Origin of the sequence: Streptomyces sp. HP-A2021 (genome assembly GCF_022807935.1) — a bacterium.
GTDB lineage: Bacteria > Actinomycetota > Actinomycetes > Streptomycetales > Streptomycetaceae > Streptomyces > Streptomyces afghaniensis.
In genome coordinates, this window is the sequence record NZ_CP094344.1 from 7937069 (window position 1) to 7952480 (window position 15412).

Annotated in this window: 12 protein-coding genes and 1 tRNA gene; 7 read left to right on the plus strand and 6 right to left on the minus strand. The window is 71.3% G+C overall.

The features are described from left to right. Positions 1–76 precede the first annotated feature (76 nt). Complete coding sequence (locus tag MQE23_RS35915; protein WP_020272480.1) at positions 77–637, minus strand: CGNR zinc finger domain-containing protein; 561 nt, start codon at positions 635–637, stop codon at positions 77–79. A 314-nt stretch (positions 638–951) separates the two neighbouring features. Further along, the gene (locus tag MQE23_RS35920; protein ID WP_004002642.1) at positions 952–1365 is read right to left on the minus strand and encodes an SsgA family sporulation/cell division regulator; all 414 of its coding nucleotides are present in this window, start codon (positions 1363–1365) and stop codon (positions 952–954) included. Positions 1366–1556: 191 nt separating this feature from the next. Between MQE23_RS35920 and MQE23_RS35925 the strand changes: the two genes are divergently transcribed. The 7 genes from MQE23_RS35925 to MQE23_RS35955 all read left to right on the plus strand — a co-directional run bounded on the left by MQE23_RS35925 (position 1557) and on the right by MQE23_RS35955 (position 9219). After that, positions 1557–2015 carry a TIGR02611 family protein gene (locus MQE23_RS35925; RefSeq protein WP_020272481.1) on the plus strand — a complete coding sequence of 153 codons (459 nt, stop codon included), beginning with the start codon at positions 1557–1559 and terminating at the stop codon, positions 2013–2015. Positions 2016–2094: 79 nt separating this feature from the next. Then, positions 2095–2166: transfer RNA gene (locus MQE23_RS35930), tRNA-Val, on the plus strand. A gap of 425 nt (positions 2167–2591) precedes the next feature. Further along, positions 2592–3881 carry an extracellular solute-binding protein gene (locus MQE23_RS35935; protein WP_020272482.1) on the plus strand — a complete coding sequence of 430 codons (1290 nt, stop codon included), beginning with the start codon at positions 2592–2594 and terminating at the stop codon, positions 3879–3881. Beyond that, the gene (locus MQE23_RS35940; RefSeq protein ID WP_037669026.1) at positions 3881–4882 is read left to right on the plus strand and encodes a sugar ABC transporter permease; all 1002 of its coding nucleotides are present in this window, start codon (positions 3881–3883) and stop codon (positions 4880–4882) included. Before MQE23_RS35935 ends, MQE23_RS35940 begins: the two co-directional genes overlap by 1 nt. Then, positions 4879–5772 carry a carbohydrate ABC transporter permease gene (locus MQE23_RS35945; protein WP_020272484.1) on the plus strand — a complete coding sequence of 298 codons (894 nt, stop codon included), beginning with the start codon at positions 4879–4881 and terminating at the stop codon, positions 5770–5772. The genes MQE23_RS35940 and MQE23_RS35945 overlap by 4 nt, the downstream gene beginning before the upstream one ends. A 7-nt stretch (positions 5773–5779) precedes the next feature. Then, positions 5780–6370: a hypothetical protein gene (locus tag MQE23_RS35950; RefSeq protein ID WP_020272485.1), complete on the plus strand. Its 591-nt coding sequence runs from the start codon at positions 5780–5782 to the stop codon at positions 6368–6370. A gap of 113 nt (positions 6371–6483) precedes the next feature. Further along, the gene (locus tag MQE23_RS35955; RefSeq protein ID WP_020272486.1) at positions 6484–9219 is read left to right on the plus strand and encodes a hypothetical protein; all 2736 of its coding nucleotides are present in this window, start codon (positions 6484–6486) and stop codon (positions 9217–9219) included. Between the two features lie 49 nt (positions 9220–9268). Here the strand turns inward: MQE23_RS35955 and MQE23_RS35960 are convergent, their stop codons facing one another. From MQE23_RS35960 to MQE23_RS35975, 4 genes are all read right to left on the minus strand, one after another. Beyond that, positions 9269–9475 carry a hypothetical protein gene (locus MQE23_RS35960; RefSeq protein ID WP_020272487.1) on the minus strand — a complete coding sequence of 69 codons (207 nt, stop codon included), beginning with the start codon at positions 9473–9475 and terminating at the stop codon, positions 9269–9271. Between the two features lie 11 nt (positions 9476–9486). Further along, positions 9487–10845, minus strand: coding sequence for a diaminopimelate decarboxylase (locus MQE23_RS35965; protein ID WP_020272488.1), 1359 nt, complete (start codon positions 10843–10845; stop codon positions 9487–9489). 284 nt (positions 10846–11129) lie between these two features. Next, the gene (locus tag MQE23_RS35970) at positions 11130–12791 is read right to left on the minus strand and encodes a helix-turn-helix domain-containing protein (protein WP_020272489.1); all 1662 of its coding nucleotides are present in this window, start codon (positions 12789–12791) and stop codon (positions 11130–11132) included. 134 nt (positions 12792–12925) lie between these two features. Then, positions 12926–15367, minus strand: coding sequence for a hypothetical protein (locus tag MQE23_RS35975; RefSeq protein WP_243381312.1), 2442 nt, complete (start codon positions 15365–15367; stop codon positions 12926–12928). Between the last annotated feature and the right edge of the window lie 45 nt (positions 15368–15412).

Here is a 15412-nt window from a genome sequence, read left to right on the forward strand (position 1 = left end):
ACCCGCGGTACCCGGCGCCACCCGCCGGGACCGCGTCGGCATCGACCGTCCACCGCCACTCGCCCCGCGGTGGCGGTCAGCCCGCCGCTTCCTTGCGTCGCGCCCGGTACGCGGCCACATGCAGGCGGTTACCGCAGGTCCGGCTGTCGCAGTAGCGCCGCGAGCGGTTGCGGGACAGGTCGACGAAGGCCCTCCGGCAGTCGGGCGCCTCGCACCGCCGCAGCCGCTCCTGCTCCCCGGCGACCACGAAGAAGGCCAGGGCCATCCCGCAGTCGGCGGCCAGGTGGTCGGCGATGGAGGCACCGGGTGCGAAGTAGTGCACGTGCCAGTCGTAGCCGTCGTGGTCCGTGAGCCGGGGTGTGGTGCCGGCGGCGGCGACCAGCTCGTTGATCTGGCCGGCGGCGGTCCGGGCGTCGGGAGCGGCGAAGACGGCGGCGAACCGCCCGCGGATCTTCCGCACCGCCGAGAGGTCGAACTCCGAGAGCACTCCCACATCGCTGATCTTGTGGTTTCGTACGAAGTCCGCGAGGGTCGCCACGTCCGGCAGCCCGTCCGGTGCCGTGTCGTCCTCCGGTGCGGTGTTCACCAGATCGACCACGGTGTCGAGGGCGCACCGGGTGTCGTGGGTGATCAGCACGATTCGCTCCCTGGCCTGGGGGTCGGGCAGGCGCCCGCCGATGCTGGCCGATGGTAACGGCTCCACCACCGCCGGACCGCCCTGATGCCCGCACATGGCTTCGAATACAACGACGCCGGGCAGGCCGTGGTTCCCGCCCGGCGGCACGCGCGAACCGACCCGCGGCACACCCGATCCGAAACGGCTGCCCACGCGAGCCGGCGCCGCCCCGCGAGATCCGCGGTGCCGGCGCCGGTGTATCCCATATGCGGTTGTCCAGGCCCGAGCCGTCTCCCCGAGTCGACGGCACCGGGCTGCTTTGTGAGCGCCTCGACCTAGCTTTCCGCCAGGATGTGCGAGAGCTCCTGATCGAGGTCGAAGTGCCGGTGCTCCGTGCCGGGCGGCACGGCGGCGTCGGTCCGCTTCAGGAAGGACTCCAGGGCCCGTGCCGGGGCCTCGAGCAGCGCCTCGCCCTCCGGTGAGCTCAGGGCGATGCACACGACGCCCTGGCCGTGACTGCGCGACGGCCAGACGCGGACGTCACCGGTGCCCGTAGGGCGGTGAAGTCCCTCGGCGAGGAGGTCGCGGGCGAACACCCACTCGACGGTTTCCTCGGCTCCGGTGTGGAAGGTGGCGTGCACGGCGTAGGGGTCGGCCGTGTCGTACCGCAGGCCTGCGGGCACAGGCAGGGAGGACTCGCTCGACACAACGAGGCGCAGGTGCAGCTCGCAGCTGACCGTGGTGTTCATAAGCGCCAGGGCCTTTCGCTCAGTGTGCGCTCGGGGATTCGCACGTCGGCGAAATCGACATGCCACCTACGGTGCCGTTGTAAACCCCTCTGAGTGTTTTGCGTGCCTTTACGTAACTCTTCCGGCCGAGAGATCGTTCGCGCCGTGCGTCCATTCCGGTGACTGGTTTCGCTCCGGTAGTGTTTGGGCCTATGAATACGGGGAGTGACGAGCCGGGCGAGGTGGCTGTGGCGTCGGACGAGACGGGGACGGACGAGGTGCGCAGCGAGCAGGAGCGGGCGCTCGGCTCGCGGGCACCGGAATTCGTCAAAGCGCGCCGTCTGCTGCATGTGAGCTGGCAGGTCGGCATCTTCATCATCGGGCTCGCGGTCGTCGTGGCGGGCATCATCATGCTGCCCCTGCCGGGGCCGGGCTGGGTCGTGATCTTCGGCGGCATGGCGATCTGGGCGACCGAGTTCGTATGGGCTCAGCTGGTGCTCCGCTGGACCAAGCGGAAGGTCACGGAGGCCGCCCAGCGCGCCCTCGATCCCAGGGTGCGGCGGCGGAACATCATCCTGACGACCATCGGCCTGGTGATCGTGGCCGTACTGGTCGGTATCTACGTGTGGAAGTTCGGCATCGTCATGCCGTGGAAGATCAAGGACCAGTGAGCAGCGGCGGGGGTGCCGTTGCCGGCCGTCTCCTGGTCACAGGCACCCCCTGACATGGGGTAATGTTCTTCCTGCGTCCGGGCGATTAGCTCAGTGGGAGAGCGCTTCGTTCACACCGAAGAGGTCACTGGTTCGAACCCAGTATCGCCCACCCGGATCGGCGGCCCACCTGCGACTGCGCAGGTGGGCCGCCGTCGTTCGGTGCCTGGGCCGCCGCGCGCGGGTGTCTCCCGTTCCGGGGTGTCGGACGTCCGGCCGGCGGCTCCTCGAGGACGGAAACCGGTCACCTTCCGTCCGGTCCCGCGCCACCCGCCCCGGCGTCGTCTTTCGGTCGCTCCCGAAAGCCGTGTGGGCGGTCCCGACCCGTTCGGCCCGCCGACCACACCGGCCCCACCAGTGACATCACCCCGGCAGCCCCGGCGTAGCGCCCCCGCGTCCGGCCTCGCCGCCGGCCCGCTCGGTAAGAAATTCTTGTCCGAATCATTGACGCACCCTCAGCCCCTCCGTAACTTGTGCCAGCAAGCGCTTACTTGAAACGATTCATGCGAGCGGGACGATGTGCGGGGAGGGCCAACCGTGGTGAACGGCAGGAATGTTGAGAGACGTACGATTCTGAAGGCGGCCGGGGCCACGGCGGCCACGCTGGGGCTGGCCGCGACGACCGGCTGCGGTGGCGACGGAGGGACCTCCGCGGACGGGACGGTGACGATCCGTTACGCGTGGTGGGGTGCGGAGGACCGCGCCGAGCGCATCAACAAGACCATCGCGCTCTTCGAGAAGAAGTACCCGAAGATCAAGGTGAAAACGGACTTCCAGCCTTATCTCGACTTCTGGAAGAAGTTCAACACCCAGGCCTCCGGGGGAAATCCGCCGGACGTGTTCCAGAATGCCATCGGGTTCCTGCGCAAATACGACGCGAAGAACGTGCTGCTCGATCTCAGCGAGCAGGTCAAGGCCGGCAACCTCCGGATGGACGGATTCCGCGCCGGACTCGAGAAGTTCGGCGAGATCGACGGCAAGCTCCTCGGAGTTCCGGTCGGTTCCAACTCGATGGCCCTCGTCATCGACAAGCCCGTCTTCACCCGGGCCGGCGTGAAGCCGGAGCAGGGCTGGACCTGGGACGACTTCGACGCGGCGATGAAGAAGATCCGCGACAAGACGGGCCGCGCCGGCGACAGCGGCATGTACGGCGTCATGTACCTCTACGACCCCTACCTGCGCCAGCAGGGCAAGGCGTTCTTCACCGAGGACGGACTCGGTTTCACCGAGGCCGATCTGACGGAGTGGTGGACGAAGGCCAAGAAGGGCGTCGAGGAGGGCGTCTACGCCGACCCCAAGAAGGTCGCGCAGATCAAGCCCAAGTCGGCGGTCTCCGACGGAATCGCCGCTGGTGAGTTCACCTGGGACAACTTCACCGTCCGCTACACCTCCGAGGGCAAGAGCGAGTACGGCCTGGCACCCATCCCGACGACGGACGGCAAGAAGACCGGCCAGTACCTCGGCTCCCTCATGCTGAGCGCCTCCAAGCGCACCCAGCACCCCAAGGAGGTCGCCCAGTTCATCGACTTCATGGTGCACGACCCCGAGGTCGCCAAGATCATGGGCTACGACCGGGGCGTGCCCGCGACGCAGGCCCAGTTCGACGCGTACAAGCCGACCGACCCGGTCAACAAGGCCATCGCCGCGTACGAGCAGTCCCTCGTCGAGGCGGGCGTCCTGGAGCCCATCACCCCGCACCCCGAGGGCGCCGACATCTGCGAGGCCGCGTTCCTGCGTATCTCCGAGGAGATGGCCCTGGGCAAGCGGTCGGTGGACGACGCCGTCAAGCAGTTCTTCACCGAGTCGAAGACGGCTCTCGGCAGCTGATGGGAACCACCGTGACACACGCCCCTGCGATGGAGGGCCTGTCCCAGGACTCCGAGCCGCGGCACGGTCCGGTGAAGCCCGTGCGCCCCGCCGCCCTCAAGCGGCGGCGGCGCCGGGAGAACCTGGCCGGCTATCTCTTCATGTCTCCCTGGATCGCCGGGTTCCTGCTGCTCACCGCGGGCCCGATGGTCGCCTCGCTCTACTTCGCGTTCACCGACTACAACCTGTTCGACGCCCCCAAGTGGATCGGCCTCGACAACTTCTCCGAGATGTTCGGCGACCCCCGCTGGCGCCACTCGGTGCAGGTGACGCTCTGGTACGTCGTCGTCGGAACGCCGCTCAAGCTGCTCGCGGCCCTCGGTGTGGCCCTGCTCCTCGCGCAGAAGCGGCGCGGACAGGCCTTCTACCGGGCCGCCTTCTACGCGCCGTCGCTGATCGGCGCGAGCGTCTCTGTCGCGATCGTCTGGAAGGCGATCTTCTCGGACGACGCGATCGTGGACCGTACGCAGAAGATCTTCGGGATCGACGTCGGCGGCTGGACCGGCGACCCCGACATGATCATCTACAGCCTGGTGGCGCTCACCGTCTGGCAGTTCGGCGCCCCCATGGTCATCTTCCTGGCCGGCCTCAAGCAGGTCCCGCGCGAGCTGTACGAGGCGGCCGAGGTCGACGGGGCCGGCAAGCTGCGGCGTTTCTGGAACATCACCCTGCCGATGATCTCCCCGGTGCTCTTCTTCAACGTCCTGCTGGAGACGATCCACTCCTTCCAGATCTTCAGCTCGGCGTACATCGTCGGCGGCGGCGCCGGAAGCAACGCCTGCGGTCCCGCGGACGGCTCGATGGTCTACACCTGCTACCTCTACGTCCAGGGCTTCGAGAACAGCCGGATGGGTCTGGCCTCCGCCATGGCCTGGATGCTGCTCGTCGCGGTCGCCCTGGTGACGGCGGTGCTGTTCTGGTCCCAGAAGCGCTGGGTGCACTACGAGGAGGGCGCCCGATGAGCGCGCAGGCCACCGACATCACTCCGGCCCCCTCGACGCGAGGGGGCGGACTGCGGCACAAACTGCCCGGATCCCTCGCCTGGCACATCGGCTCCCTGCTGGTCCTGGCGGTGATCCTCTACCCGGTGATCTGGGTCATCGGCGGTTCCTTCAAGAAGAGCGAGGACATCGTCGGCAGCCTGGACCTCTTCCCGGGCGACCCGATCATCTCCAACTACACCAGCCTCGCCGACGGCATCGCCGACATCTCGATCTCCACCTTCTTCTACAACTCGCTCTTCCTCGGCGTCGGTTCGGTGATCGGGATCCTGGCGTCCTGCTCGCTGACGGCGTACGCCTTCGCGAGGATCAAATTCGCGGGCCGCAATCTGCTGTTCACGCTGATGATCGGCACCCTCCTGTTGCCGTACCACGTGCTGCTGATCCCGCAGTACGTGCTGTTCCGCAACATGGAGATGATCAACACCTACACACCGCTGCTGCTCGGCAAGTACCTGGCCACGGAGGCGTTCTTCGTCTTCCTGATGGTGCAGTTCATGCGCAACATGCCCAAGGAACTCGACGAGGCGGCCCGGCTGGACGGGTGCGGGCACTTCCGCATCTACTGGTCGATCATGCTGCCGCTGTGCCGGCCGGCCCTGATCACCAGCGCGATCTTCACGTTCATCAACTCCTGGAACGACTTCATGGGCCCGCTGATCTACCTCAACGAGCCCGACAAGTACACGGTCTCGCTCGGCCTGAAGATGTTCGTGGACCAGGACGCCGTGGCCAACTACGGCGGCATGATCGCCATGTCGCTGGTCGCGCTGCTGCCGGTGCTCGCCTTCTTCCTGGCCTTCCAGCGCTATCTGATCGACGGCATGGCCACGTCGGGTCTGAAGGGCTGAGGTGAGCATGGCCGGGACCCGGGTGAAAGCACGGGGCGAGTCGCTGCTCGCCGAGCGGTTCGCGGTGTTCGCCGAGTGCCTGCTGACCGGTGTGTGGATCGCGGTGGCCTCGCTGGGGGTCGTCACGTACCCCGCCGCGTTCGCCGCGGGTGCGCGGCACCTGCGGCGGCGCACCGCGCACGAGGGCGGTGGCCGGCGGGAGTTCGTCGCGGACTTCCGTACGGCCGTGCGCGGCGGGTGGCTCGCGGGGATCGCGGGGTGGGCGGCCCTGGCCGCGGTCTGGGTGGACGTCCAGGCGGTCCGTGCGGGGATTCCCGGCGGGCCGCTGGTCGGGGCCGTCGGCGTGTGCGCGCTGATCGGTCTGGTCGTGGCCGGGCTGCGGGCGGCGGCGGTCTGGGAGCCGGGGGCCCGCTGGCGGACGCTGCTGGCGGCGGCCTGGCGCCGGACGGTGCTCGACCCGGCCGGGTCCTTCCTGATCATCGGCGGGCTGGCCGTGGTGGTCGTGTCCGCCTGGTTCGCCGCGCCGCTGGCGGTCCCCGTCCTCGGGGCCGTCGCGGCGGCGGCCGTAGCCGTGGAGGAGCGGTACCGGCGCCGCTGACCGGCGGTGCCCCCCTGCCAGGTCGGCGCCCCGGGCGCCGCACCTCTCTCTGTCATGCCCCTGACCAGCGTACGGAATTGCTTCCCGCACGGACGAGGAAAGGCAGCAACGCCATGTCTCCCATCCCCCGCAGGTCCCTCCTGAAGGCGGCCGCCGTCGCCGGAGCCGCCGCCCAGTTCAGCTGGGCCCTGGGGACGCAGGACGCGCAGGCCGTCCCCAGAGCCGAGCCCGCCGACGCCGACCCGGTGACCCTCGACTGGCTGGAGGACGGCGCCCTCGGCGCGGCCCCCGGCTCCACCGTCGGCGTCCCCTGGCCGAAGGGCGCTTACCAGAAGGACCAGACGTTCGCGCTGACGGACGCGGACGGCAAGGCCGTACCCGTGCAGTCGTGGCCGATCGCCTACTGGCCCGACGGTTCCCTCAAGTGGACCGCCCACGCGGTCGGTTCGGGCGACGGCAAGCTCACCCTCACCGCCGGGACGCCCGCCGCGCCGGAGAAGAAGGTCACGGTCGACAAGAGCGGCGGCACCATCGACATCTCCACCGGGGTCATCACCGCCAGGATCGGCAAGTCCGGCTCCACGATCGTCAAGTCGGTCAGGCGGGGCTCGACGGAGATCGCGAAGAACGGCCGGCTCGTGCTGATCCGCCAGCCCGAGGTCGAGGACGAGGACCAGGGCGCGGTCAGGACCGAGCGCTTCGACGGCGCCGTCGACAAGGTCACCGTCGAGCAGGAGGGCCCGGTCCGCGCGGTCGTCCGCATCGACGGCAAGCACCGCAAGGGCAGCCGCGGCTGGCTGCCCTTCTCCATCCGGCTCTACTTCTACGCGGGCGCCGACTCCTTCCGCATGGTGCACACCATCACCTACGACGGGAAGCAGGAGCCCGGCAAGGCGAGCGGCGACTTCATCCGCGGCCTCGGCGTCCGCTTCACCGTGCCGATGCGCGACGAGTCCTACGACCGGCACATCCGCATCGGCGGCGAGGGCACCGGCCTGCTGCGCGAGGCCGTCAAGGGCATCACCGGCCTGCGCCGCGACCCGGGCGCGGCCGTGCAGGCGGCGCAGTACGAGGGCAAGAAGCTGCCCGACCCGGCCACCTGGGACCAGCGGGTCACCACCCGGCTGCAGTACATCCCCGAGTGGGGCGACTACACCCTCTCCCAGCTGTCCGCCGACGGCTTCACCCTGCGCAAGCGCACCAAGAAGGGCCACGGCTGGATCGCGGCGGGCGGCGGTCGGCGCGCCTCCGGCTTCGGGTACGTCGGCGGGGTGAGCGGCGGATTCTCCTTCGGCCTGCGCGACTTCTGGGAGAAGTTCCCCGCCCAGCTCGACATCCGGGACGCCCACACCGACGAGGCCGAGGTCACCCTCTGGCTCTGGTCCCCCGAGGCCCAGCCCATGGACATGCGCTTCTACCACGACGGCATGGGCCAGGACACCTTCCCGGAGCAGATCGAGGGCCTCAACATCACCTACGAGGACTACGAGCCCGAGTTCGGCACCCCGTACGGCATCGCCCGCACCTCCGAACTGCTCTTCTGGGCCAACGAGTCCACCCCGAGCGCCGAGCAGCTCGCCGGGCAGGTCGAGGCCGTCCGTGTCCTCCCGCAGCTCGCCGCCCCGCCCAGGCAGCTCATCAAGGCGGGAGTCTTCGGCAAGGGCCTGTTCGCCGAGCCCGACCGCTCCACCCCCGCCAAGGCGAAGATCGAGGACCACCTCGACTTCCTCTTCACCTACTACAAGGACCAGGTGGAGATGCGCCGGTGGTACGGCTTCTGGGACTACGGCGACATCATGCACACCTACGACACCGTCCGGCACCAGTGGCGCTACGACGTCGGCGGCTACGCCTGGGACAACTCCGAGCTGTCGCCGGACCTGTGGCTCTGGTACGCGTACCTGAGAAGCGGCCGCTCGGACATCTTCCGCTTCGCCGAGGCCATGACCCGGCACACCGGCGAGGTCGACGTCTACCACCTGGGCAAGTGGGCCGGCCTCGGCACCCGGCACGGCGTGCAGCACTTCGCCGACAGCGCCAAGCAGCAGCGCATCGCCAACACCACGTACCGGCGCTACTACTACTTCCTCACGGCGGACGAACGCGTCGGCGACCTCATGCACGCCAACGTCGACTCCGACGAGACGTTCCTCGCCCTCGACCCGCTCCGCAAGATCCGCACCGAGCCGTACACGCCCGACCGGCACGCCCTGTCGATCGGCTTCGGCACCGACTGGAGCGGCCTGGTCTCGGCGTGGCTGACGGAGTGGGAGCGCAAGGGCCCCAAGTGGGAGAAGGCCAAGGCGCGCGTGCTGTCCACGATGGAGACCATCGCCGCCCAGCCCAACGGCTTCGTCCAGGGCAGCGGTCTGTACGACCTGGACACCGGCAAGTTCGCCGTCGCCGCCCAGCCCAAGGTGGAGGTCTCGCACCTGTCGGCCGTCTTCGGACTCAACGAGCTGTGCGCCGAGCTCATCGACCTCGTCGACGTGCCGAAGTTCAAGGAGGCGTACCTCGACTACTGCCGCTACTTCAACGCCACCAAGGCCGAGCAGGCGGCCCGCTACGGCAGCAACTTCGGCTCCCTGATCCTCTTCCAGGGCCACTCGCGCCTCGACGCCTACGCCGCCGTCCAGTCCGGCGACGAGAAGCTCGCCAAGCGCGCGTGGGACAAGTTCTACAACTCCGACGGCTACAAGGAGTCCGCTCCCTGGAAGACGGAGAAGCTCAGCGGCCCGGTCACCCTGGTGCCGGGCAGCGAGGCGGCCTGGGTGTCCACCAACGACACCGCGCTGTACGGCCTCGCCGCGATCGAGAACCTGGCGCTGCTCGGGGACAAGATGCCGTAGCGGGGGCGGACGAGCGGATCCCGTGGCGTAGGCCCCGGGATCCGCTCGTCTAGTCGATGATCTGGTTGAAGAACAGGACGGCCGGGGCCACCACCCCGGCTCCGACGCTCACCGCGACCGGCCACACGTTGCCCGCCAGCGCCGCCAGAACAGTGGCACCGATGCCGACCAGGGCTGCCAGCAGGAAGACGATCGCGGCGCGCTGACTGAGGAGCGGTCCGTCCCGGCCGGGCCCTCGACGGTCGGCCTGTGCCACCTCGGTGCTCCTTACCCGACGCCGTGAGCGGGCTCGTGCGCCCGTTGCGGCAGAGGCGCGCCGTGGCCGCCCAGGACGGGCACCGGCACGTCCCACGGATCCTGCGCGGGACGCAGGAGTTCGAAGCGGACACGGCCGTCACCGCTCGTCCGGACCCCGTGCACGGCGGGTTCGGGCAGGCTGTTGTAGTGGAACGGCGTCGAGAAGTAGTAGGCGCCGGTGTCCGGGACGGCGATGAGGTCGCCGGGTTCCAGGAGCGGCAACGCCCGGTCGCGCGCCAGCAGGTCCCCGGCGAAGCAGGCGGGGCCCGCGATGTCCTGGCGGACCGGTCCGCCCCGTTTGGCCCGCCCGCTTCCGTCGTGCGCCTCGATCCGCAGGGGCCAGGCGTCGGGGTTGAACACGGTCCGGGTGGCCACCTGCACACCGGCGTGCGTGACCGCGATCGGCCGGCCGCCCATGCTCTTCGTGTACTCGACGTACGCGGCGGTGAACCCGTTCTTGGCGAGGACGGACCGCCCGAACTCGGTGACGATCTCGTACCCGCCGGAGAACAGCGCGGGCGCCTGGGCACGCAGCTGCCGGACGTACGCGTCGAAGGTCGGCGTGGTCTCGTCGTCGGCGAAGTTGACGGGCAGTCCGCCGCCGATGTCGATGCCGACGACCTGACGCCGCCCGAGGGAGGCGTTGACCTCCTCGGCGAACGCCACCGCCTGCGCGACCCCGCCGGCCATGAGGTCGAGCGGACAGCCCTGCGACCCGGCATGCGTGTGCACCCAGGTCAGCCACGGGTGGTCGTGGTAGGCGCGCAGCAACCGCCGTCGGCTGCCCGGGTCCGCCAGGGGGACGCCGAACTTGGAGGTGCTCGTCGCCGTGCTCATCGCGGCGATGCTGCCGCCGCCGAGCTGGGAGTTGACTCGCACCCCGATCCTCGACACCGGGACGCGGTCGCCCAGGGCCCGGTCGATCCTGGCCAGTTCCTGGTAGTTGTCCGCGTTGACGGTCACGCCCAGGTCCAGGGCGCGCCGCAGTTCGGCCTCCGTCTTGGCCGGCGAGTCGAAGACGATGCGCTCGGGCTCGAATCCGGCGGCCAGCGCGCGGGCCAGTTCACCCGCGGTGGCCACCTCGCAGCCCATGCCGAGCCGCCGCAGCTCCGCCAGCACCGGCACCAGGCAGTTGGCCTTGGCGGCGAACGCGTGCAGCACGCGCGGCGAAGAGGGGAAGGCGCGGTGCAGGGAGTCGACCGTCGCGGCGACGCCGTCGAGGTCGACGAAGGCGGCCAGCTGGGACCGCTCGGCGTCCAGCAGTCCCTGCCGCACCGCTTCCTGGAGGATCCGCTCGCGCCGCTCGGCGGCGGGGGTCGGTCCGGTCATGGTGAGCCCTCCGGTTACGCGCAGCACCCGGGACGGCCCCGGGGTGGAGTACCAGGCTGCTGTCCGCACCCGGACGGCGTCATCGTCGAGTCGTCAAAGACGCGGGCCTCGCCCACGGCGGCCGAACGCAACAACCCCCGTGTCATGCGAGGGCGTTGTGCGGTACGACGAAGGAGAGGCCCTGCGATGGTGGCCGCGGCCAAGCGGCCAAGCGGCCAAGCGGCCAAGCGGCCAAGCGGCCGAGCGGCCCACGGGACGCGCGGCCGCACCTCGGTGCCGGTCGCTCAGGAGCGTGCGCCGTCGGCTTCCGCGTCCAGACGCAACTGGAGCTGGGCGAGCAGCCGGGCGTCGGGGCTGTCCAGGTCCAGCCCCGACACCTGCGTGATCCGGCGCAGCCGGTAGCGCAGGCTGTTGGAATGCACGCCCAGCATGCGCGAAGCGGCGGCCACGTCACCGAAGTGGTCGAGGTAGGCGCGCAGGGTCTCCACCAGGCAGCTGCCGTTGTGATCGGCGTCGAACGCCCTCAGCCGGGCCACCGAGGTCCGCGGTGGCAGCGCCACCTCGCGCAGGGCGTCGACGACCTGAAGGATGCCCACCGTGTCCGCGACGTCCTCGCTCCGCGCGACGGTGCGTGGCCCGGCGGCCGCGATGAGCGCCTGAAGGGTCCGCTCGGCCGACCGGCGTGATTCGGGTGCCCCTGCCAGCCCGGGGACCACGTCGCCGAGCCCCACCCTCACCGACGTGCCGATCGTCACCGAAAGCTGTTCGGCCAGCGATTCCCCCAGCCGCGTCACCTGGCCGCCGGCCGCCCCCGGGTCGCGCTCCAGCCCGCCCAGCAGCACCAGGATCCTGCCGCCCGCCGGGACCACCACGACTCGGTGGCCCAGAGCCGCGCAGTGCAGGGCCAGCAGCCCGTACAGCCCGGACGGGTCGTCGTCGCCGTGGCGGCCGGACCCGGTTCCCACCGCAAGGACGGCACAGGGCTCGCGCGGCGGCAGCGAGGCCCGCTCCGCGAGCACCTCGACGGATCCGCGGTCCTCCAGCAGCGCCCGGGCCGCGTCCTCCACCAGGCGGCTGTCCGAGCTGTGGGTGCGGTGATGCAGCAGATGGGCGGCGGCGGCCCGGGCCGCCGCGCGCAGCGTCTCCGAGGCGTTCGGCGACAGCGGGCGGCCGGCGACCGCCGCCACCCAGATGGAACCCAGTGCCTCCCCGCCCGCCCGTACGGCGCCGACCAGGCGCTCCGGGTCCTGGCCGTGGGCCGGCCGGTGCAGCACGTCGCCCGCACCCCACAGCGCCTGGAAGAACCCCGCCTCCCGCATGGCCGCCACCCGCCAGGGCGGCACGCGACGGCCGAGGATGGTCAGCCGGCGCATCTCGTCCACGTTCTCCTCGGTGGAGGAATAAGCCAGCACCCGCGACTCCGTGTCCTCGATGGTCACCGAACCTCCCACCAGGGCCGCCACCGCATCGGCCAGGGAGTCCAGATCACCCAGGCGCACGCCGCTGGTCGCGGCCATCGGGGGAACGCCCGCCGAGGCCAGCCCCGCCCGCAGCACCCCCACGAGTTGGGCCCAGGTGCACCAGGCGGTACGGAAGAGCACCGCCGTGCCGCACTCCTGCGCGGCTGTCTGCAACGCCCGCGCGGCGGGTTCCGGCCGCCCCGGGCCGAACACCACACCCGCCGCACCCGCCTCACCGGCCCGGCGCACCACGTCGACCGCATGCGCCGAGCGCGGGTCGACGCCGACCGCGAGCAGTAACTCCCGCGGTCTGATCACGGGTTCGAGAGCGTCCAGCACATGGACGCCGGTGACACTCGTCCGCAGTCCCTCCGGGGCCGTGTGCAACTCCACGGCTCCCGCCCCCACCACCGAGAGCAGGTGCTCCAGCGTCCCCCGGTCCTCGGCGCCCCTGCCCCGCCCCGCTGATTCCTCCAGGTCCGTCATGATGCCTCCCCGTCCCGCCCGACCGTGTCGCCTGCCGCCAGCGGCCAATCGGAAAACGTATGACATCACGGGCCTTGTCCGCAGTCGATACGCCCGTACGCCCCGCCGAGGCGCCGACAGCGCGAGCGTCAGGGCTAGTTCATCCTGCCCAGCACATCCCGCACCCGCCGGACGTCCCGTATCCGCTGCTCGTACGTCGCCCCCAGTGCGAGCAGCAGGAGTCCGGCGAGGGCGGGAGGCGCCCAGCGGGGGAGTGCGCCGGTCACCTGTACGACGTACGGGGCGAGTTCGTGCAGCGTGACCAGGGCGAGCACCGAGCCGCCCAGCACCAGCGGCGCCTGGAGGTGGTGCCGGGCACCCAGCAGCGTGACCAGCAGTGCCGCCGTGCCCAGCAGCAACGGCCGCGTCCAGTGCGGGTCGGCCCAGGCCGCGACGAGGCTCGGCAGGAGCGTGGCGGCGAGTCCGGCGCCGTACGCCGTCCAGGAGGACGCCTGCGGGTCGCGGCGCCTGCGCAGGGCACCGACGAGCAGCGCCGGAACGGTCACCGGAAGCGTGTACGCCTCCGGTGTGCCGACCTCCCACGCGGCCAGGCGCACCCAGGCGGCCAGCACGAACAGGGCGGTGGCCGCATAGCCGACGGGGCGGCGGTCGGGGCGCAATGCCGTGCCTGCGGCGATGACGCCGCACAGCGCCAGTACCAGGGCGAGCAGCGGCGGATCGGTGACCGCGAGGCCCACGGCCAGCAGGCCGGAGGCGGCTCCCACGGCCTCGACCGGCACCGTCGCCCGGGACGCGGCGAGACGCGGCGCGAGCAGGGCGGCGGCCACCGGCACGGCCAGGACCAGCAGGGCGGTCCGGGCCGGCGGCCAGTCCGCGGCGGCACCCGTCGCCGAGGCCAGGGCGGCGGCGTACACGAAGGCGGCCGGAGCCGTGAAGGGGGCGAGGCTCACCCGCCACGAGGCCGCGGCCGGCAGGGCCGTCAGCACGGACAGCACGACCAGCGTCGCGGTCTGGGAGGCCAGGGAGACCAGGGTGAGGTCGACGGCCGTGACCAGGGCCAGGACGAGGGCGGTGACCCGCGCGCCGGACGTCGTGGTCCGGCCCAGGTACAGGGCGGCCGCCGTCATGACTCCCAGGACCGACATCCCCGCGAGGTGGGGAACCGCGAGGATCGCCGGAAGCAGCAGCGCCGCGGCCCACAGCAGACCCAGCGCACCGAGCCGGGCCCGCGGGCGCCACTGCTCCGCGCGGACCGCCGAGGCGAGCACGGCCGCGACCGCGAGCAGCACAACGGGAGCCGCCGCCGCGTCCGACGGCCAGGGGGCCTCGACGGCGACCGCCGCCCGGGCGTCCGACGGCGCACCGCTCCACACCCGGCCCAGCCAGCCCGCCGGCCCCATCACCACCAGGGCGACGACGGGCAGCGCCCACAGAAGAGACAGCGCCTGTACGACCGCGGAGGCCCAGGCGGCCCCGTGCCGCACCGCGTCCGGCAACAGCCCCCCGGCCCGCAGCCCCGCCAACAGCGCGATACCGAAGGCCAAATGAACCGGAACCACCCACTCCGTCGGTACTCCGAAGCGAGCCACCCCGCCGAGCGCACCCACGGTGAGCAGCCCTGCGGCCGCCGCGAGACCGAGGGCGTGCCGTACGCCCGGACCCGGGACCCGCCAGGCCGCACCCAGCGCGATCACCGCCGCGAGAAGGAGAAGCCCCCCGGCACGGGCGGAGTCGCCCGGGCCGTCAGCCGCCAGCGACAACCAGCCCGCGGCCAGGACGCCCCAGCCACCCATGGCGTACGCACCGACAACGGCGACGATCCGCACGGACCCGGCCGTCACCCGCAGCGCCGCCACCGCATCGAGCCCGGCCGTCACCAGCAGCGCGGCAGTGATCACATACGGACCCGCATCGGTGGCCAGGGCCCACAGCAGCAGGGGGAACTGGGCCGCGGCCAGGGCGGAGGGCAGGGGCAGGCGCAGCGTGGTCATGGCCGGCAGCAGCAGGCCGTACGCCGACCAGATCACCGCCAGCACCGCCGCCGCGGCCGCCGCGTACCCGGCACCGTCCGTCCCGGTGAGGGCGGCCTCGCGCAGCGCATACGCGTCCAGGACGGTCAGGGCGAGCCCGAGCCCGGCCACGGACTCCGCCGTCGACCGCAGCCCTCGCTTCAGCAGCGGCGCGGGCACGGCGAGCGCGGCCAGCGTGACCGCGCCGAGCACCAGTGCCCGCCCGGTGATCCCCATGTGTCCCCAGCTGACCAGTGTGAACACCGCCGCCGCGAGCGTGAGCAGCACACCGCCGAGCACCAGCAGCACGTTCTGCACGCTGGGCGCGGCGGTCTCCGGGCGGGACCATGCGACGGGCGGCGGTTGCGTCCGCGCCTGAGCCCAGGCCTGCTGCGGTTGTTGCCGTGCCTGTTGCAGGGCCGCGACCAGCCAGGCGCGACGGGTCAGCAACTGGGCCCGGCGGGCGTCCAGTTGCCGGAGTTCGGCGTCGAGGAGCCGCAGTTCCTCGGCCGGGGGCGGAAGGTGCGTCATGACCGGCAGTGTGGTCGGCGTCACCCCGTACGGCATGAGTGCGGGTACTCAGGCGCGTACTCAGACATCCCGCACCGCACG

Bases quoted from the DNA above. Each gene is read 5' to 3' on its own strand.
- MQE23_RS35940 (WP_037669026.1), top strand. From the start codon at position 3,881: ATGGGAACCACCGTGACACACGCCCCTGCGATGGAGGGCCTGTCCCAG.
- MQE23_RS35950 (WP_020272485.1), top strand. From the start codon at position 5,780: ATGGCCGGGACCCGGGTGAAAGCACGGGGCGAGTCGCTGCTCGCCGAG.
- MQE23_RS35965 (WP_020272488.1), bottom strand. From the start codon at position 10,845: ATGACCGGACCGACCCCCGCCGCCGAGCGGCGCGAGCGGATCCTCCAG.
- MQE23_RS35955 (WP_020272486.1), top strand. From the start codon at position 6,484: ATGTCTCCCATCCCCCGCAGGTCCCTCCTGAAGGCGGCCGCCGTCGCC.
- MQE23_RS35975 (WP_243381312.1), bottom strand. From the start codon at position 15,367: ATGCCGTACGGGGTGACGCCGACCACACTGCCGGTCATGACGCACCTT.
- MQE23_RS35925 (WP_020272481.1), top strand. From the start codon at position 1,557: ATGAATACGGGGAGTGACGAGCCGGGCGAGGTGGCTGTGGCGTCGGAC.
- MQE23_RS35920 (WP_004002642.1), bottom strand. From the start codon at position 1,365: ATGAACACCACGGTCAGCTGCGAGCTGCACCTGCGCCTCGTTGTGTCG.
- MQE23_RS35945 (WP_020272484.1), top strand. From the start codon at position 4,879: ATGAGCGCGCAGGCCACCGACATCACTCCGGCCCCCTCGACGCGAGGG.
- MQE23_RS35970 (WP_020272489.1), bottom strand. From the start codon at position 12,791: ATGACGGACCTGGAGGAATCAGCGGGGCGGGGCAGGGGCGCCGAGGAC.